Here is a 25,241-nt window from a genome sequence, read left to right on the forward strand (position 1 = left end):
CCCTTGTTTTTGATACCGGGGGACCCATCGTTGGAAGATCTGATCTACATCCACCCGCTTTGGGTGATCGTGCTCGACTATGTGCTTGGTATCGTCATGTGGACGTTGATCGGCCGCGCGGCTATGGGCGTCTTTTTGCCCGAAAACTCAGAATTCTTCTTCAACAAGGTGTTTGTGAAGGCGACTAACCCGGTCCTGCGGGTATTCCGGCCAATTACGCCGGGGTTCCTGATCGACCCGCTGGTGCCGATCTTTGTCGCCTGGTTCTTCTTCATGATCCGATTCTACCTGATGCCCTGGCTGCTGGGCTATTCGGTCATGGGAATGCTGTCATTTCCGCTTGAAAGCGACGTGGCCCAATGGCTCTACCAGACTTTCGGCGGCAGCTGACAATCAGCCGCGCAGCGCGTCCAGCACGTTGAAAGCTGCCGTAAAGTCGCGTTTGCGCCCGGCCATACGTGCCACCGCCTCGGCGTCGGCACCCCATTGCTCCACATTCCAGTCCTCATCGACATGGGCGGCCACCCAGGCGCTGTCCAAGTCGCGCTCCTGGAAATCGACTGCAAGGGCAAGAACCGCAGATCCTGTAATCGATGTCATCAGATGCAGCGCCGCAAGCCTCAATGGTTCGGCGCGCTGGCTGAGATGAATTCCGATCGCCGCAATTGCTTCACGCGGCTGCTCGACATGCACCACCCCTTCCGCAAGCACAAAGCGCGCGCCAAGGCTCGCGCGGGCCCAATCCAGTAGCCCGTCCCACGCCGCGTTCTCACGCTCCACCAATGCTACCGGTCCATCGGCGCGGTAACAAAGCATGTCGGAGGATGCGAAGCGCAATATATCTTCCAGCACCGCCTGTGGATCCAGCGTCACACCGTCGAGCGCGGTGTTGACCAGCCGCATCACCGGCATTGACACCGGATCAATCGTCTCGGCCTGCGCGGCAAACTCATCGGCCACCAGTTGTGCTGCCCGACCAGTCGGCAGCGCCAACAGCGCCTTTCCGGGCGTGCGCACCGGCTTTCCGTCCAGATGGACCGCAAAGACCCCGTCCGGTCCCTCGGCTACGGTGACAGCCGTGTAAAACCGCTTCGGCAGCGGCCGCTTCATCTGGATCTGTGCACGCCGCACCGGATCGGGATCAGACAGGAATTTTCCCGCTTCAAGGTCAGTCAGAATATCTCGCATGACAAATCAGCCCTCTTCCTCGGCACTTGCTTCGTCAAAGCCGATCAGGTTCCAGCTCTGGCGCATGTGCGGCGGCATTGGTGCGGTCACATCTATATAGCCCTTGTCGGGATGAGGGATAACGATACGGCGCGCGTGCAGATGCAGCCGGTTCTGGACGCCGCCCGGAAAATCCCAATTGGTATCTGCCTCGAAATATTTCGGGTCGCCAATGATAGGGCAGCCAAAATGCGCAGCATGGACGCGCAGTTGATGGGTGCGCCCGGTGTAGGGCTCCATCTCCAGCCAGGTCAGCGTTTGCGCAGCTTGTTCGATCACCCGGTAGTAGGACACCGCATGATCGGCCCCCTTCTCGCCATGCTTGGCCACACGCACCCGGTCGCCATCCGGCGTCGGTTCCTTGATCAGCCAGGTGGAGATCTTATCCTCCCGCTTGGGAGGTACGCCCTTGACCAGCGCCCAATAGGTTTTCTTGGTTTCACGCGCACGAAACGACTCCGAAAGTTTCATCGCAGCAAGCCGCGTGCGCGCCACCACCAGAACACCTGAGGTATCGCGGTCCAGCCGATGCACAAGACGCGGCTTCTCGCCCTTCTTGCTGCGCCACGCCTCTAGCATGTCATCCACATTACGGGTGACGCCTGAACCACCCTGAACTGCTAGCCCAGCCGGCTTGTTGAAGACAAAAACCTTGGCATCCTCGTGCAACAGCATTTTGGACAGCACATCGCCGTCATCCTGGTTACGGATTGAATGGCCGGTCATCGACCCGGCCTCCTTGCGGTCGACGCCAAGCGGCGGAATGCGGATCATCTGGCCCGGCTCCACACGCGTGTCGGTTTTGGCGCGACCGCCATCTACGCGCACCTGACCAGAGCGTAAAAGCTTCTGCAATTGCACGAAGCCAAGTCCTGGAAAATGCGTCTTGAACCAGCGGTCAAGCCGCATACCCGTCTCACCGGCTTCCACCGCTATCAGTTCAACGCCTGCCATAATATATCGGTGCCTTATCGTTTAATCGGGCGGGATAGCATCAGGCGAGGCTTCTTGCGAGCCACAATCCTGCAAACAGCGCCGCAATGGACACAACGACGCTACCCATAGCATAACCAAATGCCGTCAGCGTCTCCCCACGCTGCCACAGAACCGCAAAATCAAGCGAAAATGCGGAAAATGTGGTGAACCCGCCTAAAATCCCGGTCGCGACAAACAGCCGAAGCTCGTTCGATGCATCGAAGCGACGCGCCAGAAGTTCGATGAAAAGTCCCATCGCAAAAGAACCGATAATGTTGACAACCAGCGTGCCGAAAGGAAACCCGGCTCCGGCAAGCCTCAGCGCACCAACATTAAAAAGATGGCGCAGCGACGCACCGATGGCGCCGCCCATGGCTACGAACAAGATCTGCATGTTTCCCCCGTCCGTCAGGTTCCTGAACCCGACCGCTCTTTCCTCAGCCGGGCCCAATACTCCAGCCGCTTCTTGAGATCGCGCTCAAAGCCCCGGTCGGGCGGATCATAAAACTGCTGCCGGCCCATCTTCTCGGGGAAATAGTCCTGCCCGGAAAAAGCGTCGGGCTGGTCGTGGTCATATTGATACCCCTGACCATACGCCTCATCCTTCATCAGCTTGGTCGGCGCGTTCAAAATATGCTTGGGCGGCAGCAGAGAACCGTTCTCCTTGGCCGCCCGCGTAGCCGCCTTGAAAGCATTGTAGACGGCATTCGATTTCGGTGCCGTGGCAAGGTAGACACAGGCCTGCGCGAACGCGAGTTCCCCCTCGGGCGAACCGAGATAATCATAGGCATCCTTGGCTGCATTGGCGATTACGAGTGCCTGCGGGTCGGCTAGCCCGATATCCTCGACCGCCATACGCACCAATCGACGGCCGAGATAGAGTGGGTCTTCCCCGGCGTCGAACATCCGGGCGAGATAGTAAAGCGCAGCGTCCGGATCAGACCCGCGCACGGATTTGTGCAGCGCCGAAATCAGGTTGTAATGACCGTCCTGCCCCTTGTCATAGACGGGTGCGCGCCTCTGCACGATGCGCTGTAGCATGACGGCATCAAAAATCTCGCCGGTCCGTGCAGCGCGCCAGACTTCCTCGCCAAGCGTCAGCGCCGCGCGCCCGTCACCATCAGCCATGCGCAACAGCATGGCGCGCGCATCCTCATCCAGTGGCAAGGCTCTGCCCTCGACGGTCTCAGCACGCTCAAGCAGTTGCAGGATACTGTCTTCGGACAACGCCTGGAACGTCAGCACACGCGCGCGCGACAACAAGGCGGCATTCAATTCAAAGGAAGGATTTTCGGTCGTCGCACCGACCAGAATAACGGTGCCATCCTCCATCACAGGCAAAAACGAATCCTGCTGCGCCCGGTTGAAGCGGTGAATCTCGTCTACGAATAGCAAGGTCTGCCGGCCATTGGTGCGCCGCAATCTCGCGGATTCGAAGACCTTCTTCAAGTCAGCCACACCTGAGAAAATCGCTGAAATCTGTTCGAAGGCCAGTTCGGTCTGGCCGGCCAGCAGCCGCGCCACGGTTGTCTTGCCAGTGCCGGGCGGCCCCCAAAAAATCATCGATCCGAGCGAACCCGACGCGATCATGCGGCTGAGCGCACCTTCCTCGCCGGTCAGGTGCTCCTGGCCCACAACCTCGCCCAGCGTCGCTGGCCGCAGGCGATCGGCCAGCGGCCGGCCTGCCGCCTGCTTCTCGGGAGCGTCGCTGGCAAACAGATCGCTCAATATCGCAAAACCTGTCGCATCAGACGCCCCTCGCGCTCTACGGTAAAGCGCCACCAGCGGCTTTCTTCAGCGGCTGCTTTTACAAGGTCGTCGGCAGTCTTGATTGTGGTGCCATTGACCTCACGCACGATGTCACGGGGCATAAAGCCCGATCGTGCAGCGGGCGAATTGCGCTTGATGCCGACAACCACCACGCCGGTCACCTGGTCGGGCATCCGCAGCTTTTGGGAAAGGCGCGGCGACAGGAGCGCCACTGTTGTGCCTGCAAACGGGCTGGATCCATCAATCGACACCTGCGCGGGCGTTTCACCCTCAGGGGCACGGATCAAGCCCACTGTAAGTATCTTTTCCGCGCCGCCGCTCAACACCTTGAATTCGACACTACTGCCGATTGCCTGTGTTGCCAGCCGATAGCCCAACGCATCGACATGTTCGATGGGAATGGTATTCATCGCCAGAATGACATCGCCGGCCTTCAGCCCACCCTTGGCAGCCGGTCCGTCAGCGATGACGGAAGCCACCAGCGCGCCTTGCGGACGTCCGAGCCCCAGCGCTTCGGCGATCTGAGCCGTCACTGCCTCGAAGCCGGCGCCAATAAAGGGACGCTCGAAATAGTCGCTGCCGTTGCGGGCAGAATCCACCACGGCGCGTACAATGTTGGATGGGATCGCAAAGCCGATACCGATCGAGCCACCGCTGCGGCTGTATATCGCCGTGTTGATGCCGATCAGCTTGCCGCCCATAGCCACCAACGCACCACCTGAATTGCCCGGATTGATCGCCGCATCTGTCTGAATGAAGAAACCGAAATCCGACACGCCGATATGTGAGCGCGCCAGGGCCGACACAATGCCGCTGGTCGTTGTCTGGCCGACCCCGAACGGATTGCCGATGGCAAGCACAAGATCGCCGACCTCAAGCGCATCAGAATCCCCGATCGAAAGTGCTGGAAACGGTTCCTTGGCTTCGATCTTGAGCACCGCCAGATCAAGCGATTCATCCTTGAGCAACACCTTGCTCTCGAATTCGCGCCCGTCAGCGGTTGCCACCTTAACTTCGTCCGCATCCCGGATGACGTGAAAATTGGTCACCACCAGCCCGCTCGAATCAACCAGCACGCCGGAACCCAGCGAGGACTGCACGCGCGGTGGCATTTGATCGCCAAAGAAGCGTTCGAAGAATGGATCGCCCTGGAACGGCGACCGCGCGCGCACCTGCTGCGAGGCGTAAACGTTCACCACAGCGGGTGCGGTCTCCTTCACGAGCGGAGCAAAGGAAAGCTGAACCTCATCTCGGCTGAAGGGAAGTCGCTTGCTCTCGGCCACGGGCCCTGCCGGCTGTGGTGCCATTGGCGCCGGAGATGCGGGAGCAGGTGCAACCGGCACCTCTTCAGACTTTTTGCCTCGCAAAAAGTCCGACAGCACCTCGCCAAGCCCCTTGGCGGAGCTGTCTTGTGCATGACCTGGTAGCGCCGCGCCCAACACGGCGGCGGTCAAAACTGTGGCGATGGCAATAGACCGGGCATGGAAAAACGGCATGACGATTCCTCGGTTGGAAAGTGCGGCCATTGTCACGAGGAATATGCAAAATGAAAGGCCAATCGGCCATTCTGCGGCCCCATAGCAAAGGGGCCCGCAAGGGCCCCCTCCAAGTCTCGCAGTATCTGCGTTGTGGCTTACGCCGCTTCGCTATCACCTTCGACAGCTTCCGCTTCCAGACGGGCCCGGTCGCCGGCGCCCTTGGCTGCGGTGTCGCGATCAACGAATTCGATCACCGCCATCGCCGCGTTGTCACCGTGGCGGAAACCCGCCTTCATGATGCGCAGATAACCACCATTGCGCTGCGCATAACGCGGAGCAATCGTGTCGAACAGACGCTTCACCAACGTCTCGTTGCGGATCTGTGCAATCGCCTGACGGCGTGCATGCAGATCGCCGCGCTTTCCAAGCGTGACCAGCTTCTCGACGATAGGACGTAAATCCTTGGCCTTCTGAAGCGTGGTGACAATCTGCTCGTGCTCGATCAGCGAGCCCGACAGGTTCGCAAAAAGAGCCTTGCGGTGGCTGACGCTGCGGCCAAGCCGGCGACCGGTAAATCCATGGCGCATGGCCTTCTCCTAGGTTTGGTGCAGGGCACCCGTTTCGGGTGGTGAATGGTGAACGGTGAAAGGGTCAATGGAGTCTCGGAACTGCCAGAGCAGCGTACCGATCACCATTCACAATTCACCATTCACGCCCTCACCGTTCAATACTGGTCTTCGTAACGCTTGGCGAGATCTTCGATGTTCTCAGGCGGCCAGTCGGGCACTTCCATGCCCAGATGTAGGCCCATCGCCGCGAGAACTTCCTTGATCTCGTTCAGCGACTTGCGGCCAAAGTTCGGAGTGCGCAGCATCTCTGCTTCCGTCTTCTGGATCAAATCGCCGATGTAGACAATGTTGTCGTTCTTCAGGCAGTTGGCTGAACGCACTGAAAGTTCCAGCTCGTCGACCTTCTTGAGCAACGCCGGATTGAACGCCAGCTCGGTGACCTGTTCTTCAGGCTGCGCCTTCTGCGGTTCGTCGAAGTTGACGAACAGACCAAGCTGGTCCTGCAGGATGCGCGCTGCAAAGGCAACGGCGTCTTCGCCGGTGACCGAGCCATTGGTCTCGATCGTCATGGTCAGCTTGTCATAGTCGAGAACCTGGCCCTCACGGGTGTTTTCGACCTTGTAGGAAACCTTCTTGACCGGCGAGTAAAGGCTGTCGACTGGGATAAGCCCGATCGGCGCGTCTTCGGCACGGTTGCGGTCAGCAGGCACATAGCCCTTGCCGGTGTCGATGGTGAACTCCATGCGGATTTCAGCACCTTCGTCCAGCGTGCAGATCACGTGGTCGGGGTTGAGAATTTCCACATCGCCGACCGTCTGAATGTCGCCTGCGGTGACAGCGCCTGGTCCCTGCTTGCGCACAACCATGCGCTTGGGGCCATCGCCTTCCATCTTAACTGCGATTTCCTTGATGTTAAGCACGATGTCGGTGACGTCTTCACGCACGCCGGCAATCGATGAGAACTCGTGCAGCACGCCGTCGATCTGAACCGCCGTCACGGCAGCACCGCGCAGCGAGGACAACAGCACGCGGCGCAGCGCATTGCCGAGCGTCAGGCCAAAGCCCCGCTCCAGCGGCTCGGCAACGAGAGTTGTCAGCGTCTTCTTCTTCGACTGGAACTCGACCTTGTTCGGCTTGATCAGTTCTTGCCAATTTTTCTGGATCATTCGTTCTTCCTTCCGGCTTCCGGCCACCATCCAATCGTGGCCGGCAATCTGGAAAACCGCAGAGGAGCGCCATGGCGCTCATGCAGAGGGTGAAAAATAGAGGTTAGACGCGGCGCTTCTTGCGCGGGCGGCAGCCATTGTGCGGAATTGGCGTCACATCACGGATTGATGTGATGGTGAAACCTGCAGCCTGCAACGCGCGGAGTGCTGATTCACGGCCCGAACCGGGTCCGCAAACTTCGACTTCCAGCATCCGCATGCCATGTTCCTGCGCCTTCTTGGCAACGTCTTCGGCAGCCATCTGTGCAGCAAACGGGGTCGATTTACGCGAACCCTTGAAACCCTGAGCGCCAGCCGACGACCAGGCAATCGAGTTGCCCTGTGCGTCGGTGATGGTGATCATGGTGTTGTTGAAAGTCGAGTTGACGTGTGCCACGCCCGACGAAATATTTTTCCGTTCGCGGCGGCGAACGCGTGTGGCTTCCTTGGCCATGATAGTCCTTCCGTTGATCTAAACACCGCCGTAATGCCAGCGGCTACACCATGGTGAATAGTGAATGGTGAAATGGTGAACGTTCAAAACCACCGTTCACCATTCACCAAATTACTTTTTCTTGCCAGCAATCGCCTTTGCCGGACCCTTGCGGGTGCGGGCATTGGTGTGCGTACGCTGACCGCGAACGGGCAGCGAGCGGCGGTGACGCAGGCCGCGGTAGCAGCCAAGGTCCATCAGACGCTTGATGTTCATCGAAACTTCGCGGCGCAGGTCGCCCTCGACCTGATAGTCGCGGTCGATGGTCTCGCGAATTGAAAGGATTTCGGCATCCGTCAATTGATTGACGCGACGCTCTGCCGGGATCCCGACCTTCTCGACGATCTCGGAAGCGAACTTCGAACCGATACCGTGAATGTACTGCAACGCGATAATCACGCGCTTGTTGGTCGGAATATTGACGCCTGCTATACGGGCCATCTTCTTCTCCATGTCGGCCGGATTTACCGGCAAATTGCATTTACCCGCGTCCGGTGGAGGCCGGCTCATGCGAGGTTCTCTTATCAATGAAGCTTGAATATCCTCGCGGACATCAAGCAACAGGCCTGAATGGGAGATGGCGCGCTATAGTCCAGCGATGCCCTTCTGTCAACCGACAGAGCCCTTCAGGTGATCCTCAGCTCTTGGCGACCTGTTTAACGATCGTTTCGATCTGGGCGGTCACTGAATCCATGTCAGCCATACCGTCCACACCGACAAGTTTGCCCTTGGCGTGATAATAGCCGATCAGCGGCGACGTCTTCTTGTAATATTCACGCAGCCGTTCTTCGAACACTTCGGCATTGTCGTCTTTGCGTACCGGCTGGCCGGCGGCTCTGGCCGCATCGGCGCGCTTAATGATTCGCCCCACCAGCGCCTTGTCATCGACAACCAGTTCTATCACGGCGTCGAGTTTCAGCCCGCGTTCGGCCAGCATGGCCTCCACAGCATCGGCCTGCGCCAGTGTGCGCGGATAGCCGTCGAGGATAAAACCGCTGGCGCAGTCTGATTCGCCGATTCGCTCGGCGACAATCGCGTTGACAATGGCGTCGGAAACCAGTTCGCCCGCATCCATCACCGCCTTGGCCCGCAGCCCAACAGCCGTTCCCGCACTCACAGCCGCTCGCAACATGTCACCAGTGGAAAGTTGCGGAATGCCGTGTGTTTCGACCAGTCTCTGTGCTTGCGTCCCCTTACCCGCCCCTGGCGGCCCAAGCAAAATTAACCTCATCGTCCCCTCTTCCCGCCTCGGAGCTTCGATTTTTTGATCAGCCCCTCATATTGGTGGGCAATCAGGTGCCCCTGGATCTGCGCAACCGTGTCGAGCGTGACGCTCACCACGATCAGCAGCGATGTCCCACCGAGATAAAACGGAACGCCGGTCGCCGAAATCAGAAACTCCGGCAGCATGCACACAACAACGAGGTAGAGAGCACCGATGACAGTGATCCGCGTCAGCACATAGTCGATATATTCAGCAGTGCGCTCGCCCGGACGGTATCCCGGGATGAAGCCCGAATGCTTCTTAAGCTGATCAGCCGTATCCTTCGGATTGAAGACGATGGCCGTGTAGAAGAACGCAAAGAATGCAATCATCGCGGCATAGAGCGCCATATAGAGCGGCTGCCCGTGACCAAGCGTCGCCAAGATCGTGCCGGCCCACCCGGGCAGTGTCGACGCGTCCGAGAAGCCGGCAAGTGTTGCAGGCAACAGCAGCAGCGACGATGCAAAGATTGGCGGAATGACGCCGGCAGTGTTGAGCTTCAGCGGCAGATGCGAGGTATCGCCCTGGAACATCCGGTTACCAACCTGGCGCTTCGGATACTGGATCAGCAGTCGCCGCTGCGCGCGCTCGAAAAACACGATGACAGCGATAACGACAATGGCAAGAACGATGATCGCAAGGATAATCCCGGTCGACAGGGCGCCGGTGCGTCCCAGCTCAAGCGTGCCGCTGATCGCGTGCGGCAGGCCGGCAACAATGCCCGCAAAGATGATCAGCGAAATGCCGTTGCCGATGCCACGCGCGGTGATCTGCTCGCCAAGCCACATCAGGAACATAGTGCCACCGACAAGGGTGATCACTGCGGAAACGCGGAAGAATATGCCTGGATCGGTGACAATGCCATTGCCACCCTCCAAACCAACCGAGATGCCATAGGCCTGTACAATCGCCAGAAGCACCGTGCCGTAGCGCGTGTATTGATTGATGACCTTGCGGCCCTGCTCGCCCTCTTTCTTCAGCGCTTCAAGCGTCGGCACAACCGACGTCATGAGCTGCATGATGATGGAGGCCGAAATGTAAGGCATAATGCCAAGCGCGAAGATCGCCATGCGTTCGACTGCGCCGCCGGCAAACATGTTGAACATGCCAAGCACACCGCCCGACTGTTGCTTGAACGCCTGTGCGAAGGCGTCCGGATTGATTCCCGGCAGCGGAATATATGTTCCAAGCCGATAGACCAAAAGCGCACCGAGCGTGAACCAGATGCGCTTCTTGAGATCTTCCGCTTTCGCAAAAGCTGAAAAATTGAGATTGGAGGCGAATTGCTCGGCTGCCGATGCCATAAAAAAGTCTCCGCTTCTTCGCGTCAGGCGCACGTCGCCGAAGCCTCGAGATAGGCTGCGGCTGGCAAAGATGCAAGCGGCTGGCGGGTCGCACAGGCTCGAAAAGCGAAACTGCCATTCGAGCGGTACTGCGCAACGCGCTTTCTGCCAATCGCCGCCGCGCTGCCGCGGCGACAAGATTTTGGCAAGGGCCGCTCGGCTCGGTTGTTACTCGGCTTTAGCTGCCGCTTCAGGCAGTTTGACCGAACCGCCGGCCTTCTCGACCTTTTCGATGGCGGTCTTGGACGCGCCGGCAATGTCAAAGGCAACTTTTGCCTTCAGTTCACCGTCGGCCAGAAGCCGCACGCCATCCTTGGCGCGACGGATGACGCCAGCTTTTATCAAAGCGTCGACTGTCACAGTCTCTTTGGCATCGAGCTTCTTGGCATCAATCGCCGTCTGTATACGGCCAAGCGATACGGTATTGAAGTCTTTGGAAAATATGTTCTTGAAGCCACGCTTTGGGAGGCGGCGATAGAGTGGCATCTGGCCACCCTCAAAGCCATTGATGGCAACGCCGGAACGCGCCTTCTGGCCTTTTACACCACGACCACCGGTCTTGCCGGTGCCCGAGCCGATACCACGGCCAACGCGCTTCTTGGAGTGCGTTGCGCCTTCATTGTCACGCAATTCATTGAGTTTCATGATACTTCTCCTCGGCCCGGCGCTATGCCTCGTCCACAATACGGACGAGATGCTGCACGGCTGCAATCATGCCGCGAACCGAAGGAGTATCCTCCAAAGTGCGCTGCTTGTGCATCTTGTTAAGGCCGAGTCCGACCAGCGTTGCGCGCTGCTCTTTCGGCCGACGGATCGGGCTTCCGATCTGTTCGACGGTAATCGTCTTGGTTGGTTTAATGGCCATGGTCATGTCCCTGGTCCTACGACTATTCTTCCGCGGCAACCGCGGTACCGCGGCGTGCCTGGAGCGTCGAATACTTGATACCACGCTGGGCGGCGACATCTTTCGGATGCAGCTGGCTCTTCAGCGCATCGAACGTGGCGCGAACCATGTTGTACGGGTTCGACGAACCCATCGACTTGGCCACCACGTCATGCATGCCGAGCGTCTCGAAGACAGCGCGCATCGGACCACCGGCGATAATGCCGGTACCAACCTTGGCAGCGCGCAGCAGGACGCGGCCCGCACCCCAGCGTCCTTCGACGTCGTGATGGAGCGTACGGCCCGAACGCAGCGGCACGAAAATCATGTCGCGCTTGGCAGCTTCTGTTGCCTTGCGGATAGCCTCGGGCACTTCACGCGCCTTGCCGTGGCCAAAACCAACGCGGCCCTTTTGATCGCCAACGACGACGAGAGCTGCAAAACCGAAACGCCGGCCGCCCTTGACGACTTTGGCGACACGGTTGATGTGGACGAGCTTGTCGACAAATTCGCTGTCGCGCTCTTCACGGTCACGGCCGCGGCCGCCACCATCCCTACGTTCTTGTGCCATTATCCTGTTCCTTATTCTTTTCCGGAAGCACGGGGTTGATGAATGGACGAGCGCCTCATTGGGTCGCCGTCCGGCTGATTAGAAGCTCAGGCCGCCTTCACGGGCAGCTTCGGCAAGCGCCTTGACACGGCCGTGATAGATGTACGGGCCACGATCAAAGACGACATTCTTGACGCCGGCCTTCGACGCACGCTCGGCCAAAAGTTTGCCGACAGCGGCAGCAGCGGCAGTATCGGCGCCGGTCTTGAGCGAACCCTTCAGGTCCTTCTCAAGCGTTGAGGCGGCAGCCACCGTGTGGCCGTTCGCATCGTCAATAATTTGAGCATAAATGTGCTTGGATGAGCGATGCACGGAAAGACGGGGACGATCGCCCGAAACTTTCTTAAGCTGACGGCGAACGCGCTGCGCGCGACGCTGAATCGATTCTTTGGTAGCCATGTTCGTTCCTGCCTTCAACAAACGGACGCTGCCATAGGCGGTAGGCTCTTTTTAAGCCTCCCGCGGCAGCATTCCGCGGCGTTTCATCTGAGTAAACGGCGAATGGTGAATGGAAAAATGGCAAAATTGCCATCTCACCATTCACCATTCCCCACTTGATATTACTTCTTCTTGCCTTCCTTGCGGACGATTTTCTCGCCAGCATACCGAACGCCCTTGCCCTTGTAAGGCTCCGGCCCGCGGTACTTGCGGATTTCTGCGGCAACCTGACCAACCTGCTGCTTGTCGATGCCAGCGATGGTAATTTCCGTCGGCTTCGCCACAGTGATTGTCACGCCTTCAGGCGTCTCATAGACGACATCATGGCTAAAGCCCAGTGCCAGCTGGAGATTTTTTCCCTGCATGGCAGCGCGATAACCAACGCCGGTGATTTCGAGCTTCTTTTCGAAGCCATCCTTCACGCCGGTCAGGATGTTGACGATCTGCGTCCGCGACATGCCCCACTTGGAGCGTGCCACTTTCGATTGGTCACGTGGCTGGACGGCGATCTCTTCGCCTTCCATCTTGACCAGCACTTCGTCGTTGACGACGAACTTCAGTTCGCCTTTCGGACCCTTTGCCGAGACTGTCTGGCCGCTTACGCTAGCCGAAACGCCCTGCGGCACCGATACGGGTTTCTTGCCAATACGAGACATGTTCTTGTCCTCGTTCCTGTTCTTAATTCAGCCGGATCAGAAAATCTGGCAGAGGATTTCGCCGCCGACATTCTGTTCACGTGCTTCGTGGTCAGCCATCACGCCCTTCGGTGTCGAAAGGATCGAGATGCCAAGACCATTGGCGACGGAAGGAATCGACTTCACCGAAACATAGACCCGACGGCCTGGCTTGGAGACGCGCGCGATTTCGCGGATCACCGGCTGGCCTTCGTAGTATTTTAGCTCGATCTCGATTTCAGACTTGCCGTTGTCGAAATCGGTCTGGCTGTAGTCACGGATATAGCCTTCCGACTTTAGAACGTCGAGAACGCGAGCGCGCAGGCGCGAAGCCGGCGTGGACACCGTGTTTTTGCGACGGCCATAGGCGTTGCGGATACGGGTCAGCATATCGCCGAGAGGATCACTTAAAGACATGGTTCGCCCTCCTTACCAGCTCGACTTGACGAGCCCGGGGATCTGCCCCGAATTGCCAAGGTCGCGCAGCGCGATACGAGACATTCTCAACTTGCGGTAAAAGGCGCGCGGGCGGCCCGTCACTTCACAACGGTTGCGAATACGATTGCGTGCCGAATTGCGTGGCAGCGCAGCCAGCTTCAGCTGGGCGCGGAAACGCTCTTCGATCGGCAGCTTCTGGTCCATGATGATAGCCTTCAGCGCAGCGCGCTTTTCAGCATACTGGGCCACGAGCTTGCGGCGATGATTGTTCTTTTCGACTGAGCTGGTCTTTGCCATTCAGATTTTCCTTTTTCTCGCTGCCGTTACTGCCGGAAGGGGAAGTTGAAAGCCTTGAGCAGAGCCCGGGCTTCGTCGTCCGTTTTGGCGGTCGTACAAACGATGATGTCCATTCCCCAAACCTGATCAACCTTGTCGTAGTTGATCTCGGGAAACACGAGATGTTCCTTGATGCCCATGGCAAAGTTGCCACGGCCGTCAAAGCTCTTGGGGTTCAGGCCGCGGAAATCTCGAACGCGTGGTAGCGCGATCGTGACCAGGCGGTCGAGAAATTCGTACATGCGCTCTTTACGAAGCGTCACCTTTGCACCGATCGGCATCTGCTCACGTACCTTAAAGCCGGCAATCGACTGGCGGGCACGTGTGATGACGGCCTTCTGGCCGGCGATCATGGCAAGATCTTCGGCAGCAACGGAAGGCTTCTTGGAATCGGCAGTTGCCTCGCCCACGCCCATGTTGATGACAATCTTATCGAGACGCGGAACCTGCATCTCGTTGTCGTACTTGAACTGCTCGAGAAGCGCCTTGCGGATCGTCTCGTTGTACTGCAGCTTCAAGCGCGGCTGGTTTTGTGCCTTAGCCATTGATGACTTCTCCTGAACGCTTCGCCACGCGCACCTTCTTGCCGTCCTTCTGGACCTGGAAACCAACGCGAGTCGGCTTGCCATCCTTGGGGTCGACGAGCGCGATGTTCGACAGGTGAATAGGCGCTTCTTTGCTAATAATCCCGCCCTCTTGGGTCTGGGACTGCTTCTGGTGACGGCGGATCATGTTGACACCACGAACGACAGCCTTGTCGTCCTTCGGGATCATCCGAACCACTTCGCCTGAACGGCCTTTGTCCTTGCCGGCAAGCACGACGACCTTGTCGCCTTTACGGATTTTTTGCATGTCGGCTCCTTACAGCACTTCTGGCGCGAGCGAGATGATCTTCATGTGGTTCTTGGCGCGAAGCTCGCGCGGAACCGGTCCGAAGATACGGGTGCCGATCGGCTCTTTCTTGTTGTCGACGAGAACAGCTGCGTTCTTGTCGAACCGGATCACGCTGCCGTCCGGACGACGGATGTCCTTGGCCGTGCGAACCACGACCGCCTTCATCACATCACCCTTTTTGACGCGCCCGCGCGGGATAGCTTCCTTGATCGACACCACGATGATGTCGCCGACAGAAGCATATTTCCGCTTCGAGCCGCCCAGCACCTTGATGCACATGACACGACGTGCACCGGAATTATCCGCAACGTCGAGGTTTGTTTGCATCTGAATCATGACTGGCCTTCTTCTTTTCTGTCGGGATGGGCGAAGCGCCCTCCCCGGTCAATCAAACAAATTCGTTATTGTGCCTGGGCTTCGGTGATGACCGTCCAGCGCTTATCCTTCGAAATCGGCTTCGATTCCTGGATAAACACCTGGTCGCCAACCTTGCAGGCATTGTTTTCGTCGTGCGCCTTGTACTTCTTCGTCATGCGCACGGTCTTCTTCATCACGGGATGCGTGAAGCGCCGTTCGACCTTGACGACAACCGTCTTCTCGTTCTTGTCGCTGACGACGGTGCCCTGCAGGATGCGCTTTGGCATATTCGTGTCCTTACTTCTTGCCGGCCGACTTTTCGGCGGCGATCGTCTTGATGCGGGCGATGTCCCTGCGGACCTCTTTCACGCGTGCGGTCTTCTCGAGCTGGCCGGTGGCCTTCTGGAAGCGCAGGTTAAACTGCTCTTTCTTCAGGCTGCCCAGATCGTCGGTCAGCTGGTCGGGGGTCTTAGCCCTTACGTCCGAGGCTTTCATCTCTCGACCTTCCTTATTCTGCGATGCGCTGGATGAAGCGCGTCTTCACCGAGAGCTTCGCAGCACCGAGACGCAGCGCTTCACGCGCCGTCTCTTCGGACACTCCGTCGATCTCAAACATGACCCGGCCTGGCTTGACCCGGGCCGCCCAATAATCCACCGCGCCTTTACCCTTGCCCATACGGACTTCGGTAGGCTTGGAGGTAACCGGCAAATCCGGGAAAATCCGAATCCACACGCGGCCCTGGCGCTTCATTTCACGCGTGATTGCACGGCGGGCCGCTTCAATCTCACGTGCAGTGACGCGGTTCGGTTCCGTCGCCTTCAGTCCAAAGCCACCGAAATCCAGGTTGGTGCCGCCTTTGGCAGCGCCGTGGATACGGCCCTTGAACTGCTTGCGAAATCTTGTGCGCTTTGGTTGCAGCATCTTCGTCTACTCCAAATTCTCAATTCGCGCTCAGGCGTTCTCGCGGCGGCGACCGCGTTCGTTACGTTCGCCAGAATGCGAGTGATCGCCTTCCGATGCGCGACGCTCCGACGCCATCGGGTCATGCTCAAGGATCTCGCCTTTAAACACCCAGACCTTCACGCCGCAAATACCATACGCGGTCTGCGCTTCCGCAGTGCCGTAATCAACATCGGCACGCAGCGTGTGCAATGGCACCCGGCCTTCGCGATACCATTCCATCCGCGCGATTTCCGCACCGCCCAGACGTCCACCGCAATTGATGCGGATGCCTTCTGCGCCGAGACGCATCGCCGACTGCACCGCACGCTTCATCGCACGGCGGAAAGCCACACGGCGCTCGAGCTGCTGGGCGATCGACTGGGCGACCAGCGTCGCGTCGATCTCGGGCTTGCGCACTTCAACGATGTTGAGGTGCGTTTCCGACTTGGTCATCTCCATCAGCTTCTTGCGAAGCTTTTCGATGTCCGCACCCTTTTTGCCGATGATCAGGCCAGGGCGCGCTGCGTGAATGGTCACGCGGCACTTTTTGTGCGGGCGCTCGATGACAATCTTGGAAACCGCAGCCTGCTTCAGTTCCTTCTGAAGATATTCGCGGATCTTGATGTCTTCGTGCAAAAGCTTGCCGTATTCACCGGTATTCGCATACCAGCGGGAATCCCAGGTGCGGTTGATGCCGAGGCGAAAACCGATCGGATTGATTTTCTGACCCATTATGCAGCCTCCACTTTTGCTTCCACTTCGCGCACCACAATGGTGAGGTGCGAAAAGGGCTTCTCGATGCGGCTTGCGCGACCACGGCCACGGGCATGGAAGCGCTTCATGACAATCGACTTGCCAACATAGGCCTCGGCAACGATCAGTGCGTCGACATCAAGGTCGTGATTGTTTTCGGCATTCGCGATAGCCGATTCGAGTGTCTTGCGCACCGTTCCGGCAATCCGCTTGCGCGAAAATTCCAGATCAGCGAGCGCACTCGCTACCTTCTTGCCGCGGATGAGCGCGGCAACCAGGTTCAGCTTCTGCGGGCTGACGCGGATCGTGCGGAGAACCGCCCGTGCCTCGTTGTCAGCAAGCCTGCGCGGAGCTTTGGCCTTGCCCATCGTTACTTCCTCTTTGCCTTCTTGTCCGCGCCATGGCCGTAATAAGTACGGGTGGGGGCGAACTCACCGAATTTGTGGCCGACCATGTCTTCATTGATGGAGACAGGGATATGCTTCTGGCCGTTATAAACACCGAAGGTGAGGCCGACGAACTGAGGCAGGACTGTAGAGCGACGGCTCCACATCTTGATCACCTCGTTGCGTCCACCTTCACGAACCTTTTCTGCCTTCTTGAGCAGGAAGCCGTCGATGAATGGGCCTTTCCAAATTGAACGGGTCACGTCTGACTACCTCTCTTAGCTCTTGCGCTGATGGCGCGAGCGCAGGATGAACTTGTCGGTCGCCTTGTTGGACCGCGTCTTCTTGCCCTTGGTCGGCTTGCCCCATGGGCTCACCGGATGACGACCACCAGATGTCCGGCCTTCACCACCACCATGTGGATGGTCAACCGGGTTCATGGAGACGCCGCGATTGTGCGGGCGCTTGCCGAGCCAGACCCTGCGGCCTGCCTTGCCAAGATTGATGTTGCCGTGGTCCGGGTTAGAAACCGCGCCGACGGTTGCGATACACTGACCGCTGACGACACGCTGCTCACCCGAATTGAGGCGCAGGATCGCCATGCCTTGATCGCGACCAACCAGCTGGGCGTAACCGCCTGCGGAACGGGCAATCTGGCCACCCTTGCCGGGCTTCAGCTCCACATTGTGGATGATCGTACCAATCGGCATCGAAGACAGCGGCATCGCATTGCCCGGCTTCACGTCGACCGCCTGGCCGGCAATAACCTTGTCGCCAGGAGCCAGACGCTGCGGCGCCAAGATGTAGTTCAGCTCGCCATCATCATACTTGATCAGCGCGATGAACGCAGTGCGGTTGGGGTCATACTCGATCCGCTCCACCGTCGCCTGAACGTCGAACTTGCGACGCTTGAAGTCGATGATACGGTACGAACGCTTGTGACCGCCGCCAATGAAGCGGGCCGTGATGCGGCCGTGATTGTTACGACCGCCAGACTTGGTCAGGCCCTCGGTCAAACCTTTGACAGGCTTGCCCTTATAGAGCGCCGAACGGTCAACCAGCACCAGCTGGCGCGTGGAAGGCGTTATCGGATTAAATTTTTTCAGTGCCATTTTCTTGCTTCCCTCGCGCCCTGTCTCAGAGACCCGTGGCGACGTCGATCGACTGGCCATCGGCCAGCGTCACAATCGCTTTTTTCACGTCGCTCTGACGGCCGATAGTGCCGCGGAACCGCTTCACCTTGCCCTTGCGGACGAGTGTGTTGACAGCCATCACCTTGACGCCGAACAGCGCTTCGATGGCAGCCTTGATCTCCGGCTTCGACGCCTTCTTGGCGACATTGAAGACGACCTGGTTCTGTTCCGAAGCCATGGTCGATTTCTCTGTAATGGCCGGGCTGACGATCACGTCATAGTGTCGAAGGTCGGTCATTTGAAGCGCTCCTCGAGAGCCTCGACGGCGGCCTTCGAAAGGACCAGCGTGCCGCGGCGCAGAATGTCATAGACGTTGATGCCCTGGATGGGCAGCACGTCAATATTTGGGATGTTCGAGGCAGCCAGCTTGAAATTAGCATCAAGCTCGGCGCCGCCGATCATCAGGGCGTTGGTCAGGCCAAGCTTCGCAAACGTTGCGATCAGCGCCTTCGTCTTGGCTTCGCCCAGCGCCAGCTCGTCGATGACGATCAGGCTTGATGTCTTTGCCTTGACCGACAGTGCATGCTTCAGACCAAGCGCACGAACCTTCTTGGGAAGGCTATGCTCATGGCTGCGCACGACGGGCCCGTGGGCCTTGCCGCCGCCGCGGAACTGCGGAGCACGTGACGAATGGTGACGAGCGCGGCCCGTACCTTTCTGCTTGTACATCTTGGCTCCGGTACGCGCGATTTCGGCGCGGCCCTTGGCCTTGTGCGTGCCCTGTTGCTTCTTGGCAAGCTGCCAGCGCACGACGCGCTGCAGGATGTCATCGCGCGGGTCAAGGCCGAAGATCTCCGCGGAGAGCGTCACCTTGCCGGCATCTTTGCCCGCGAGTGTGGTAATCTTGAGGTCCATCATTCAGCCCCTTCAGCAGCCGGAGCGGCTTCAACTTTTTGCGGCGCAGCGCGCATGCCGGCTGGCTTCGGCGCAGCAGCAGGCAGAGCAATCTTGGCCGCATCACGAACCAGGATCCATGCACCCTTCGAACCGGGAACCGCACCACGAACCAAAATCAGGCCACGATCGATATCTGTAGAGACGATCTCGACATTCTGGGTAGTGACGCGAACGTCGCCCATGTGGCCGGCCATCTTCTTGCCCTTGAACACCTTACCGGGATCCTGGCGTTGGCCAGTCGAACCGTGCGTACGGTGAGAAACCGAGTTACCGTGGGTCGCACGGCCACCACCGAAATGGTGACGCTTGATAACACCCTGAAAACCCTTACCGATCGTAGTGCCGGTGACATCCACTTTCTGGCCGGGAACGAAGTGGTCAGCAGTGATCTCGGCGCCGACATCCAGAAGATTATCTGGCGACACGCGGAACTCGGCGACCTTCGCTTTCGGCTCCACAGAAGCGGTGGCGAAATGGCCGCGCAGAGCCTTCGTTGTATTCTTTACTTTGGCAAACCCCACGCCGAGCTGGACGGCTGTGTAGCCGTTCTTCTCTTGCGTGCGCTGGGCAACAACCTGGCAATTCTCCATGTGGAGAACAGTAACGGGAACATGCTCGCCTGCATCATTATAGATGCGGGTCATTCCCACCTTCTTTGCAATAACACCTGAACGCATCGGTTCAATCTTCCTTCAGAGGAGCCATTCGGAAACCCGGCCGGCTCATGTTCCAGCTCTGCTTAGAGCTTGATCTCGACGTCGACGCCTGCGGCCAGATCGAGCTTCATCAAAGCATCGACAGTCTGCGGGGTCGGGTCCACAATATCGAGGAGCCGCTTGTGCGTACGCATCTCGAACTGTTCACGGCTCTTCTTGTCGATGTGAGGCGACCGGTTGACCGTGAATTTTTCAATCCGCGTAGGCAGCGGAATAGGGCCGCGTACATTTGCTCCGGTGCGCTTGGCGGTCGACACGATTTCACGAGTCGAGGCGTCAAGCACGCGGTGATCAAACGCCTTCAGGCGGATGCGGATGTTTTGTCCGTTCATGCGTCACTTCCTTGTTCTGGCGCGGCGCGGGCATTTTCCCGCGCCCGCGACAGAGTGTTAATTCTTTACTCGACGATTGCCGCGACGATGCCGGCGCCGACGGTGCGGCCGCCTTCGCGGATAGCGAAGCGCAGGCGCTCTTCCATCGCGATCGGCACGATCAGTTCCACGTCAACCGTGATGTTGTCGCCCGGCATCACCATTTCGGTGCCTTCGGGAAGCGACACAATACCGGTCACGTCCGTCGTGCGGAAATAGAACTGCGGACGGTAGTTGGTGAAGAACGGCGTGTGACGGCCACCTTCGTCCTTGGTCAGAATGTAGGCTTCTGCCTTGAACTTCTTGTGCGGCTTCACCGAACCTGGCTTGGCCAGAACCTGACCACGCTCAACGCCTTCACGGTCAACACCGCGGATCAGCGCGCCGATGTTGTCGCCAGCCTGGCCCTGATCGAGCAGCTTGCGGAACATTTCAACGCCGGTCACCGTCGTCTTCGAGGTGTCCTTGATGCCGATGATCTCGACTTCTTCGCCAACCTTGACGATGCCACGCTCGACGCGACCGGTCACAACCGTGCCACGGCCCGAGATCGAGAATACGTCTTCGATCGGCAGCAGGAATGGCAGATTGATCGGACGCTCTGGCGTCGGGATGTAGGCATCAACAGCCGCCATCAGTTCGCGGATCGCGTCTTCGCCGATCTTCTTGTCGCCGTCCTGAAGGGCAGCAACCGCCGAACCCTTGATCATCGGAATGTCGTCGCCCGGATATTCGTACTTCGAAAGAAGTTCGCGCACTTCCAGCTCAACCAGTTCCAGAAGCTCGGCGTCGTCGACCAGGTCGACCTTGTTCAGGAACACCACGAGTGCAGGAACACCAACCTGACGGGCCAGAAGAATGTGCTCGCGGGTCTGGGGCATCGGGCCGTCAGCGGCCGAAACAACCAAAATCGCGCCATCCATCTGGGCAGCACCGGTGATCATGTTCTTCACATAGTCAGCGTGGCCTGGGCAATCGACGTGTGCATAGTGGCGCGCAGGCGTCTCATACTCGACGTGAGCCGTCGAAATCGTGATGCCGCGAGCCTTTTCTTCAGGCGCTGCGTCGATCTGGTCATAAGCCTTGTACTCACCAAAATACTTGGTGATCGCAGCCGTCAGCGACGTCTTGCCATGGTCAACGTGACCAATCGTGCCGATGTTCACATGAGGCTTATTACGCTCGAATTTACCTTTTGCCATGTGAGGCCTCCATTCTTGCTGCCCAAACGGGCGTTAAACTTGAGTGCGGACTGAGAAAGGGCCCGACTACGCGTATTTCTTCTGAACTTCCTGCGCGACAACCGTCGGCACTGGCTCGTAGTGATCAAACTGCATCGTGTACTGGGCGCGGCCCTGTGACATCGAGCGCAAATTGTCGACATATTTAAACATGTTGGCGAGTGGCACCATGGCGTTCACCACCACAGCCACGCCACGGGTCTCCTGACCCTGAATCTGACCACGACGTGAATTCAGATCGCCAATGACGTTGCCGACATAATCTTCCGGCGTCACAACTTCGACCTTCATGATCGGTTCGAGCAACTGAACACCAAGCTTGGTTGCCGATTCACGGAAGCAGGCACGACCTGCGATTTCGAACGCCAGAACCGACGAGTCGACATCATGGAAGGCACCGTCGATGAGCGTCGCCTTGACGCCGATCATCGGGAAGCCCGCGAACGGACCAGACGTCATGACGGAGTTAATGCCCTTTTCAACGCCTGGAATGTATTCCTTGGGAACTGCACCACCCACGATCTTCGATTCAAACTGGAACTCGCTGCTCTCCGGGTTCGGCTCGAACATGATCTTGACGCGGGCAAACTGGCCTGTACCACCGGTCTGCTTCTTGTGAGTGTAATCCGCTTCGTAGGCACGCGTGATCGTCTCACGATAGGCAACCTGCGGCGCGCCGATATTAGCCTCAACCTTGAACTCACGGCGCATGCGGTCGACCAGAATGTCGAGATGTAATTCGCCCATGCCGGCAATGATGGTCTGGCCGGATTCTTCATCGGTCTTGACGCGGAACGAAGGATCTTCAGCAGCAAGACGATGCAGCGCAAGGCCCATCTTTTCCTGGTCGCCTTTGGTTTTTGGCTCGATCGCGATCTGAATGACCGGCTCAGGGAATTCCATGCGCTCAAGAATAACCGGATGCGCCGCATCACACAGCGTGTCGCCGGTTGTGGTGTCTTTTAGGCCAGCCAGTGCAACGATGTCGCCAGCAAAAGCCTCTTCAATGTCTTCACGCGAGTTGGAGTGCATCTGCAACATGCGGCCGATGCGCTCTTTCTTGCCCTTGACGGTGTTTTCGAGAGAAATGCCCTTGGTCAGCTTGCCCGAATAGATGCGGGCGAAGGTGAGCGAGCCAACGAAAGGATCGTTCATGATCTTGAACGCCAGCATCGAAAGCGGCTCGCTGTCGTCAGCATGACGCTCGATCTCTGCTTCCGTCTTCGCGTCCACACCCTTGATGGCGGGAACGTCGAGCGGCGAAGGCAGGTATTCGACAACTGCGTCGAGAAGCGGCTGTACACCCTTGTTCTTGAAGGCAGAACCGCAGAACATCGGGAAAAATTTCACCGCGATGGTACCCTTACGGATCAGCGCGCGGATCTCGTCATTCGAAGGCATCTTGCCTTCAAGGTAGTTCTCGAGAGCCGTCTCGTCCATTTCGACGGCAGCTTCAATCATCTTCTCGCGGAATTCGACGGCACGCTCTTGCAGGTCCGCAGGAATTTCAACCACATCCCACGCCGCACCGAGCGACTCGTCGCGCCATACAAGCGCGTTCATCTCAACCAGGTCGACAACACCCTTGAACTCGGTCTCGGCGCCAATTGGCAGCTGCATAACAACAGCCTGCGCACCGAGGCGCGAACCGATCATTTCAACCGAGCGGTAAAAATCCGCGCCGATCTTGTCCATCTTGTTGCAGAAAATCATCCGCGGCACGTTGTACTTGTCAGCCTGGCGCCAGACAGTCTCGGTCTGCGGCTCAACGCCGGCATTGGCATCGAGAAGTGCGATAGCACCATCAAGCACGCGCAGCGAACGCTCTACTTCGATGGTGAAGTCAACGTGACCGGGCGTATCGATAATATTGAAGCGGCGCATCTGACCGTCACGACCCTTCCAGTAGGTCGTTGTGGCGGCAGACGTGATGGTGATGCCACGTTCCTGCTCCTGCTCCATCCAGTCCATGGTGGCAGCGCCGTCGTGAACTTCGCCAATCTTGTGCGACTTGCCCGTGTAATACAGGACGCGCTCAGTCGTCGTCGTCTTGCCGGCGTCGATATGCGCCATGATGCCGAAGTTACGGTAGTCTTCGATTTTATATTCGCGGGCCATGATGGTCTCTCTGTCTCGCTCTCGGCGCTACCAGCGGTAGTGCGCGAATGCGCGGTTGGCTTCCGCCATCTTGTGGGTGTCTTCGCGCTTCTTCACGGCCGTGCCACGGTTGTTTGCAGCATCCATCAACTCGCCTGACAAACGTTCGACCATCGTCGTCTCGTTGCGGTTGCGTGCAGCAGTGATCAGCCAACGGATCGCTAGAGCCTGACGGCGCTCGGGACGCACATCAACAGGCACCTGATACGTAGCACCACCAACGCGGCGTGAACGCACTTCCACATGCGGCGCAACATTTTCAAGCGCCTGATGGAAAATCGTTACCGGCTCTTGCTTCGTCTTGGTCTGCACCTGGTCAAGTGCGCCATAGACGATCGTTTCAGCGATCGACTTCTTACCGTCATACATGACGGCGTTCATGAATTTGGTGACAATCAGGTCGCCGAACTTTGGGTCCGGGTTGATCTCACGCTTCTCTGCACTATGACGTCGCGACATTGTTCTCGTCTCTCACTATCGACGGCCCTGATACCCTTGAGTATCTAAGCCGGGAAAAACCCTTACTTCGGACGCTTGGCGCCGTATTTCGAACGGCGCTGCTTGCGGTTCTTCACACCCTGCGTGTCGAGCACGCCGCGGATGATGTGGTAACGCACGCCCGGTAGATCCTTCACACGGCCGCCGCGGATCATCACCACGGAGTGCTCCTGAAGGTTATGACCCTCGCCCGGAATGTATCCGATCACTTCAAAACCGTTGGTCAGACGAATCTTCGCCACTTTACGCAGCGCCGAGTTCGGCTTCTTCGGTGTCGTCGTATAAACGCGCGTGCAAACGCCCCGCTTCTGCGGGTTCTGCTGCATTGCCGGGACCTTGTTGCGCTTCACCGGCGCAGTGCGCGGCTTGCGGATCAGCTGGTTGACGGTAGGCATTAAACCCTCTTGTCTCTCAAAATTCCGTGTCTCAAGCCCATTGCTGAGCCGCTTCAAGCGTTGTTTCCATACGCAAATTCGGGCCACAAACCGCGAAACGCGGTCCTGCCCGAACAAAAAGCAGAGGAAGCGGAAACCGCTTCATGCACGCCGGAAATGTCTTATCGCTCGTAAAAAGAACCCTGTTTGAGGCAAACTCCCGGCCGAGACGGCTGGGAAAAGAAAACCTCACATCTGTTCAGACTGGCCGGCTTCTACCGCCAACACCCCCAACCGTCAAGCCCGCAGCATCAATTATCTCAACGTAAACACCGCGCGGGACGCAACTCTGCTATGCACCTTGCGTCAGCCAGAGGAACGGACCCGCAAAGGACCGCTTCTGGTGCGATTAGCCCTGTCGGCTCCGCATGGATCGTGGCAAAAAGCACCCCAAAACTCTCGGAAAGGAATCATATGAACGACAACGACGAACGCGCTGTAACCATTATTGTCGGCCGCGCCTGGGAGAAAAAAGGCGGTGAATCAATCGGCGTGCACGTCATGCTGATCGCCCCCGATGACGATTCGGCCGTGCGCATGGCACTCGAATCGCTGGCCGCCGAAGGTTATGTTGAGGCCGAGCTCGATCAGATCGGGGACATGGAAGGCGCACCCGACGAAGAGCCGCATGTGTCAGCCTATCAGGGTGCCCTCGAAGGCGAAGTGGCAATCGTCACTTTCGACGAACCGATCTGAGG

Annotated in this window: 38 protein-coding genes; 2 read left to right on the plus strand and 36 right to left on the minus strand. The window is 58.3% G+C overall.

Annotated features, from left to right (window positions below; all coding sequences use genetic code 11):
• Window positions 1-30: 30 nt before the first annotated feature.
• Window positions 31-390 carry a YggT family protein gene (locus GA830_RS14460; RefSeq protein WP_210330835.1) on the plus strand — a complete coding sequence of 120 codons (360 nt, stop codon included), beginning with the start codon at window positions 31-33 and terminating at the stop codon, window positions 388-390.
• Window positions 391-393: 3 nt separating this feature from the next.
• Here the strand turns inward: GA830_RS14460 and GA830_RS14465 are convergent, their stop codons facing one another.
• From GA830_RS14465 to rpsL, 36 genes are all read right to left on the minus strand, one after another.
• Entirely contained in the window at window positions 394-1,188 is a 795-nt protein-coding gene (locus GA830_RS14465; protein WP_195162511.1) for an ATP12 family chaperone protein, read from the minus strand.
• Window positions 1,189-1,194: 6 nt separating this feature from the next.
• Window positions 1,195-2,181, minus strand: coding sequence for an RluA family pseudouridine synthase (locus GA830_RS14470; RefSeq protein WP_195162512.1), 987 nt, complete (start codon window positions 2,179-2,181; stop codon window positions 1,195-1,197).
• A gap of 40 nt (window positions 2,182-2,221) precedes the next feature.
• Entirely contained in the window at window positions 2,222-2,596 is a 375-nt protein-coding gene (crcB, locus tag GA830_RS14475; RefSeq protein WP_195162513.1) for a fluoride efflux transporter CrcB, read from the minus strand.
• A gap of 14 nt (window positions 2,597-2,610) precedes the next feature.
• On the minus strand, window positions 2,611-3,930 hold the full coding sequence (locus GA830_RS14480) for a replication-associated recombination protein A (protein ID WP_374939273.1): 1,320 nt from the start codon (window positions 3,928-3,930) through the stop codon (window positions 2,611-2,613).
• Complete coding sequence (locus GA830_RS14485; protein WP_195162514.1) at window positions 3,927-5,468, minus strand: DegQ family serine endoprotease; 1,542 nt, start codon at window positions 5,466-5,468, stop codon at window positions 3,927-3,929. Before GA830_RS14485 ends, GA830_RS14480 begins: the two co-directional genes overlap by 4 nt.
• Window positions 5,469-5,605: 137 nt before the next feature.
• Window positions 5,606-6,037, minus strand: a complete 432-nt coding sequence (rplQ, locus tag GA830_RS14490) for a 50S ribosomal protein L17 (RefSeq protein WP_195162515.1) — start codon at window positions 6,035-6,037, stop codon at window positions 5,606-5,608.
• 137 nt (window positions 6,038-6,174) lie between these two features.
• Window positions 6,175-7,185 (minus strand): DNA-directed RNA polymerase subunit alpha, encoded by a 1,011-nt coding sequence (locus GA830_RS14495; RefSeq protein ID WP_195162516.1) that lies wholly within the window; start codon window positions 7,183-7,185, stop codon window positions 6,175-6,177.
• 103 nt (window positions 7,186-7,288) lie between these two features.
• Window positions 7,289-7,678: a 30S ribosomal protein S11 gene (gene rpsK, locus GA830_RS14500; protein WP_023799279.1), complete on the minus strand. Its 390-nt coding sequence runs from the start codon at window positions 7,676-7,678 to the stop codon at window positions 7,289-7,291.
• Window positions 7,679-7,789: 111 nt separating this feature from the next.
• Window positions 7,790-8,158 carry a 30S ribosomal protein S13 gene (gene rpsM / locus GA830_RS14505; protein ID WP_195162517.1) on the minus strand — a complete coding sequence of 123 codons (369 nt, stop codon included), beginning with the start codon at window positions 8,156-8,158 and terminating at the stop codon, window positions 7,790-7,792.
• A 196-nt stretch (window positions 8,159-8,354) separates the two neighbouring features.
• Window positions 8,355-8,948 carry an adenylate kinase gene (locus GA830_RS14510; protein WP_195162518.1) on the minus strand — a complete coding sequence of 198 codons (594 nt, stop codon included), beginning with the start codon at window positions 8,946-8,948 and terminating at the stop codon, window positions 8,355-8,357.
• Window positions 8,945-10,285, minus strand: coding sequence for a preprotein translocase subunit SecY (secY, locus tag GA830_RS14515; protein ID WP_195162519.1), 1,341 nt, complete (start codon window positions 10,283-10,285; stop codon window positions 8,945-8,947). The genes GA830_RS14510 and secY overlap by 4 nt, the downstream gene beginning before the upstream one ends.
• A gap of 207 nt (window positions 10,286-10,492) precedes the next feature.
• Window positions 10,493-10,969 carry a 50S ribosomal protein L15 gene (gene rplO, locus GA830_RS14520; protein WP_195162520.1) on the minus strand — a complete coding sequence of 159 codons (477 nt, stop codon included), beginning with the start codon at window positions 10,967-10,969 and terminating at the stop codon, window positions 10,493-10,495.
• A 22-nt stretch (window positions 10,970-10,991) separates the two neighbouring features.
• Window positions 10,992-11,189 carry a 50S ribosomal protein L30 gene (gene rpmD, locus GA830_RS14525; RefSeq protein ID WP_195162521.1) on the minus strand — a complete coding sequence of 66 codons (198 nt, stop codon included), beginning with the start codon at window positions 11,187-11,189 and terminating at the stop codon, window positions 10,992-10,994.
• 22 nt (window positions 11,190-11,211) lie between these two features.
• Window positions 11,212-11,778, minus strand: coding sequence for a 30S ribosomal protein S5 (gene rpsE, locus GA830_RS14530; RefSeq protein WP_195162522.1), 567 nt, complete (start codon window positions 11,776-11,778; stop codon window positions 11,212-11,214).
• Between the two features lie 78 nt (window positions 11,779-11,856).
• On the minus strand, window positions 11,857-12,216 hold the full coding sequence (gene rplR, locus GA830_RS14535) for a 50S ribosomal protein L18 (RefSeq protein ID WP_195162523.1): 360 nt from the start codon (window positions 12,214-12,216) through the stop codon (window positions 11,857-11,859).
• Between the two features lie 161 nt (window positions 12,217-12,377).
• On the minus strand, window positions 12,378-12,911 hold the full coding sequence (rplF, locus tag GA830_RS14540; protein ID WP_195162524.1) for a 50S ribosomal protein L6: 534 nt from the start codon (window positions 12,909-12,911) through the stop codon (window positions 12,378-12,380).
• A gap of 36 nt (window positions 12,912-12,947) precedes the next feature.
• Window positions 12,948-13,346: a 30S ribosomal protein S8 gene (gene rpsH, locus GA830_RS14545; RefSeq protein WP_195162525.1), complete on the minus strand. Its 399-nt coding sequence runs from the start codon at window positions 13,344-13,346 to the stop codon at window positions 12,948-12,950.
• A gap of 12 nt (window positions 13,347-13,358) precedes the next feature.
• Complete coding sequence (gene rpsN, locus GA830_RS14550; protein ID WP_195162526.1) at window positions 13,359-13,664, minus strand: 30S ribosomal protein S14; 306 nt, start codon at window positions 13,662-13,664, stop codon at window positions 13,359-13,361.
• A 26-nt stretch (window positions 13,665-13,690) separates the two neighbouring features.
• Window positions 13,691-14,248, minus strand: a complete 558-nt coding sequence (gene rplE / locus GA830_RS14555) for a 50S ribosomal protein L5 (RefSeq protein ID WP_195162527.1) — start codon at window positions 14,246-14,248, stop codon at window positions 13,691-13,693.
• The gene (gene rplX / locus GA830_RS14560; RefSeq protein ID WP_195162528.1) at window positions 14,241-14,555 is read right to left on the minus strand and encodes a 50S ribosomal protein L24; all 315 of its coding nucleotides are present in this window, start codon (window positions 14,553-14,555) and stop codon (window positions 14,241-14,243) included. Before rplX ends, rplE begins: the two co-directional genes overlap by 8 nt.
• Before the next feature lie 9 nt (window positions 14,556-14,564).
• Window positions 14,565-14,933 (minus strand): 50S ribosomal protein L14, encoded by a 369-nt coding sequence (gene rplN / locus GA830_RS14565; protein ID WP_006205457.1) that lies wholly within the window; start codon window positions 14,931-14,933, stop codon window positions 14,565-14,567.
• 65 nt (window positions 14,934-14,998) lie between these two features.
• Complete coding sequence (gene rpsQ, locus GA830_RS14570) at window positions 14,999-15,241, minus strand: 30S ribosomal protein S17 (RefSeq protein WP_195162529.1); 243 nt, start codon at window positions 15,239-15,241, stop codon at window positions 14,999-15,001.
• 10 nt (window positions 15,242-15,251) lie between these two features.
• A complete protein-coding gene (rpmC, locus tag GA830_RS14575; RefSeq protein ID WP_195162530.1) occupies window positions 15,252-15,449 on the minus strand; it encodes a 50S ribosomal protein L29 in 198 nt (65 codons plus the stop codon).
• Window positions 15,450-15,462: 13 nt separating this feature from the next.
• Window positions 15,463-15,876, minus strand: a complete 414-nt coding sequence (rplP, locus tag GA830_RS14580) for a 50S ribosomal protein L16 (RefSeq protein WP_195162531.1) — start codon at window positions 15,874-15,876, stop codon at window positions 15,463-15,465.
• 30 nt (window positions 15,877-15,906) lie between these two features.
• Window positions 15,907-16,629, minus strand: coding sequence for a 30S ribosomal protein S3 (gene rpsC, locus GA830_RS14585; protein WP_195162532.1), 723 nt, complete (start codon window positions 16,627-16,629; stop codon window positions 15,907-15,909).
• Window positions 16,629-17,018, minus strand: a complete 390-nt coding sequence (rplV, locus tag GA830_RS14590) for a 50S ribosomal protein L22 (RefSeq protein WP_195162533.1) — start codon at window positions 17,016-17,018, stop codon at window positions 16,629-16,631. The genes rpsC and rplV overlap by 1 nt, the downstream gene beginning before the upstream one ends.
• Before the next feature lie 2 nt (window positions 17,019-17,020).
• The gene (gene rpsS, locus GA830_RS14595) at window positions 17,021-17,299 is read right to left on the minus strand and encodes a 30S ribosomal protein S19 (RefSeq protein WP_195162534.1); all 279 of its coding nucleotides are present in this window, start codon (window positions 17,297-17,299) and stop codon (window positions 17,021-17,023) included.
• Window positions 17,300-17,314: 15 nt separating this feature from the next.
• Window positions 17,315-18,148: a 50S ribosomal protein L2 gene (rplB, locus tag GA830_RS14600; RefSeq protein WP_195162535.1), complete on the minus strand. Its 834-nt coding sequence runs from the start codon at window positions 18,146-18,148 to the stop codon at window positions 17,315-17,317.
• Window positions 18,149-18,173: 25 nt separating this feature from the next.
• A complete protein-coding gene (locus tag GA830_RS14605; RefSeq protein ID WP_195162536.1) occupies window positions 18,174-18,467 on the minus strand; it encodes a 50S ribosomal protein L23 in 294 nt (97 codons plus the stop codon).
• A complete protein-coding gene (gene rplD / locus GA830_RS14610; RefSeq protein ID WP_195164969.1) occupies window positions 18,464-19,084 on the minus strand; it encodes a 50S ribosomal protein L4 in 621 nt (206 codons plus the stop codon). Before rplD ends, GA830_RS14605 begins: the two co-directional genes overlap by 4 nt.
• Window positions 19,084-19,803, minus strand: coding sequence for a 50S ribosomal protein L3 (rplC, locus tag GA830_RS14615; protein ID WP_195162537.1), 720 nt, complete (start codon window positions 19,801-19,803; stop codon window positions 19,084-19,086). Before rplC ends, rplD begins: the two co-directional genes overlap by 1 nt.
• 62 nt (window positions 19,804-19,865) lie before the next feature.
• Window positions 19,866-20,174, minus strand: a complete 309-nt coding sequence (rpsJ, locus tag GA830_RS14620) for a 30S ribosomal protein S10 (protein WP_007066362.1) — start codon at window positions 20,172-20,174, stop codon at window positions 19,866-19,868.
• A 65-nt stretch (window positions 20,175-20,239) separates the two neighbouring features.
• Window positions 20,240-21,415 (minus strand): elongation factor Tu, encoded by a 1,176-nt coding sequence (gene tuf, locus GA830_RS14625; protein WP_195162360.1) that lies wholly within the window; start codon window positions 21,413-21,415, stop codon window positions 20,240-20,242.
• Between the two features lie 66 nt (window positions 21,416-21,481).
• Complete coding sequence (gene fusA, locus GA830_RS14630; RefSeq protein ID WP_195162538.1) at window positions 21,482-23,572, minus strand: elongation factor G; 2,091 nt, start codon at window positions 23,570-23,572, stop codon at window positions 21,482-21,484.
• 27 nt (window positions 23,573-23,599) lie between these two features.
• Window positions 23,600-24,070: a 30S ribosomal protein S7 gene (rpsG, locus tag GA830_RS14635; protein ID WP_195162539.1), complete on the minus strand. Its 471-nt coding sequence runs from the start codon at window positions 24,068-24,070 to the stop codon at window positions 23,600-23,602.
• A gap of 62 nt (window positions 24,071-24,132) precedes the next feature.
• A complete protein-coding gene (rpsL, locus tag GA830_RS14640) occupies window positions 24,133-24,504 on the minus strand; it encodes a 30S ribosomal protein S12 (RefSeq protein WP_116625165.1) in 372 nt (123 codons plus the stop codon).
• A gap of 453 nt (window positions 24,505-24,957) precedes the next feature.
• On the opposite strand from rpsL, the gene GA830_RS14645 reads away from it, so the two are divergent.
• Window positions 24,958-25,239, plus strand: coding sequence for a transcriptional regulator (locus tag GA830_RS14645; protein ID WP_195162540.1), 282 nt, complete (start codon window positions 24,958-24,960; stop codon window positions 25,237-25,239).
• The last annotated feature ends 2 nt before the right edge of the window (window positions 25,240-25,241 follow it).

This window comes from Mesorhizobium sp. NBSH29 (assembly GCF_015500055.1).
Lineage (GTDB): Bacteria > Pseudomonadota > Alphaproteobacteria > Rhizobiales > Rhizobiaceae > Neomesorhizobium.

What these genes read in the sequence shown, in the direction of transcription:
- GA830_RS14465 (WP_195162511.1), bottom strand. Translation starts at nt 1,188, where the DNA reads ATGCGAGATATTCTGACTGACCTTGAAGCGGGAAAATTCCTGTCTGAT.
- GA830_RS14470 (WP_195162512.1), bottom strand. Translation starts at nt 2,181, where the DNA reads ATGGCAGGCGTTGAACTGATAGCGGTGGAAGCCGGTGAGACGGGTATG.
- crcB (WP_195162513.1), bottom strand. Translation starts at nt 2,596, where the DNA reads ATGCAGATCTTGTTCGTAGCCATGGGCGGCGCCATCGGTGCGTCGCTG.
- GA830_RS14485 (WP_195162514.1), bottom strand. Translation starts at nt 5,468, where the DNA reads ATGCCGTTTTTCCATGCCCGGTCTATTGCCATCGCCACAGTTTTGACC.
- rplQ (WP_195162515.1), bottom strand. Translation starts at nt 6,037, where the DNA reads ATGCGCCATGGATTTACCGGTCGCCGGCTTGGCCGCAGCGTCAGCCAC.
- GA830_RS14495 (WP_195162516.1), bottom strand. Translation starts at nt 7,185, where the DNA reads ATGATCCAGAAAAATTGGCAAGAACTGATCAAGCCGAACAAGGTCGAG.
- rpsK (WP_023799279.1), bottom strand. Translation starts at nt 7,678, where the DNA reads ATGGCCAAGGAAGCCACACGCGTTCGCCGCCGCGAACGGAAAAATATT.
- rpsM (WP_195162517.1), bottom strand. Translation starts at nt 8,158, where the DNA reads ATGGCCCGTATAGCAGGCGTCAATATTCCGACCAACAAGCGCGTGATT.
- GA830_RS14510 (WP_195162518.1), bottom strand. Translation starts at nt 8,948, where the DNA reads ATGAGGTTAATTTTGCTTGGGCCGCCAGGGGCGGGTAAGGGGACGCAA.
- secY (WP_195162519.1), bottom strand. Translation starts at nt 10,285, where the DNA reads ATGGCATCGGCAGCCGAGCAATTCGCCTCCAATCTCAATTTTTCAGCT.
- rplO (WP_195162520.1), bottom strand. Translation starts at nt 10,969, where the DNA reads ATGAAACTCAATGAATTGCGTGACAATGAAGGCGCAACGCACTCCAAG.
- rpmD (WP_195162521.1), bottom strand. Translation starts at nt 11,189, where the DNA reads ATGGCCATTAAACCAACCAAGACGATTACCGTCGAACAGATCGGAAGC.
- rpsE (WP_195162522.1), bottom strand. Translation starts at nt 11,778, where the DNA reads ATGGCACAAGAACGTAGGGATGGTGGCGGCCGCGGCCGTGACCGTGAA.
- rplR (WP_195162523.1), bottom strand. Translation starts at nt 12,216, where the DNA reads ATGGCTACCAAAGAATCGATTCAGCGTCGCGCGCAGCGCGTTCGCCGT.
- rplF (WP_195162524.1), bottom strand. Translation starts at nt 12,911, where the DNA reads ATGTCTCGTATTGGCAAGAAACCCGTATCGGTGCCGCAGGGCGTTTCG.
- rpsH (WP_195162525.1), bottom strand. Translation starts at nt 13,346, where the DNA reads ATGTCTTTAAGTGATCCTCTCGGCGATATGCTGACCCGTATCCGCAAC.
- rpsN (WP_195162526.1), bottom strand. Translation starts at nt 13,664, where the DNA reads ATGGCAAAGACCAGCTCAGTCGAAAAGAACAATCATCGCCGCAAGCTC.
- rplE (WP_195162527.1), bottom strand. Translation starts at nt 14,248, where the DNA reads ATGGCTAAGGCACAAAACCAGCCGCGCTTGAAGCTGCAGTACAACGAG.
- rplX (WP_195162528.1), bottom strand. Translation starts at nt 14,555, where the DNA reads ATGCAAAAAATCCGTAAAGGCGACAAGGTCGTCGTGCTTGCCGGCAAG.
- rplN (WP_006205457.1), bottom strand. Translation starts at nt 14,933, where the DNA reads ATGATTCAGATGCAAACAAACCTCGACGTTGCGGATAATTCCGGTGCA.
- rpsQ (WP_195162529.1), bottom strand. Translation starts at nt 15,241, where the DNA reads ATGCCAAAGCGCATCCTGCAGGGCACCGTCGTCAGCGACAAGAACGAG.
- rpmC (WP_195162530.1), bottom strand. Translation starts at nt 15,449, where the DNA reads ATGAAAGCCTCGGACGTAAGGGCTAAGACCCCCGACCAGCTGACCGAC.
- rplP (WP_195162531.1), bottom strand. Translation starts at nt 15,876, where the DNA reads ATGCTGCAACCAAAGCGCACAAGATTTCGCAAGCAGTTCAAGGGCCGT.
- rpsC (WP_195162532.1), bottom strand. Translation starts at nt 16,629, where the DNA reads ATGGGTCAGAAAATCAATCCGATCGGTTTTCGCCTCGGCATCAACCGC.
- rplV (WP_195162533.1), bottom strand. Translation starts at nt 17,018, where the DNA reads ATGGGCAAGGCCAAAGCTCCGCGCAGGCTTGCTGACAACGAGGCACGG.
- rplB (WP_195162535.1), bottom strand. Translation starts at nt 18,148, where the DNA reads ATGGCACTGAAAAAATTTAATCCGATAACGCCTTCCACGCGCCAGCTG.
- GA830_RS14605 (WP_195162536.1), bottom strand. Translation starts at nt 18,467, where the DNA reads ATGACCGACCTTCGACACTATGACGTGATCGTCAGCCCGGCCATTACA.
- rplD (WP_195164969.1), bottom strand. Translation starts at nt 19,084, where the DNA reads ATGGACCTCAAGATTACCACACTCGCGGGCAAAGATGCCGGCAAGGTG.
- rplC (WP_195162537.1), bottom strand. Translation starts at nt 19,803, where the DNA reads ATGCGTTCAGGTGTTATTGCAAAGAAGGTGGGAATGACCCGCATCTAT.
- rpsJ (WP_007066362.1), bottom strand. Translation starts at nt 20,174, where the DNA reads ATGAACGGACAAAACATCCGCATCCGCCTGAAGGCGTTTGATCACCGC.
- tuf (WP_195162360.1), bottom strand. Translation starts at nt 21,415, where the DNA reads ATGGCAAAAGGTAAATTCGAGCGTAATAAGCCTCATGTGAACATCGGC.
- fusA (WP_195162538.1), bottom strand. Translation starts at nt 23,572, where the DNA reads ATGGCCCGCGAATATAAAATCGAAGACTACCGTAACTTCGGCATCATG.
- rpsG (WP_195162539.1), bottom strand. Translation starts at nt 24,070, where the DNA reads ATGTCGCGACGTCATAGTGCAGAGAAGCGTGAGATCAACCCGGACCCA.
- rpsL (WP_116625165.1), bottom strand. Translation starts at nt 24,504, where the DNA reads ATGCCTACCGTCAACCAGCTGATCCGCAAGCCGCGCACTGCGCCGGTG.
- GA830_RS14645 (WP_195162540.1), top strand. Translation starts at nt 24,958, where the DNA reads ATGAACGACAACGACGAACGCGCTGTAACCATTATTGTCGGCCGCGCC.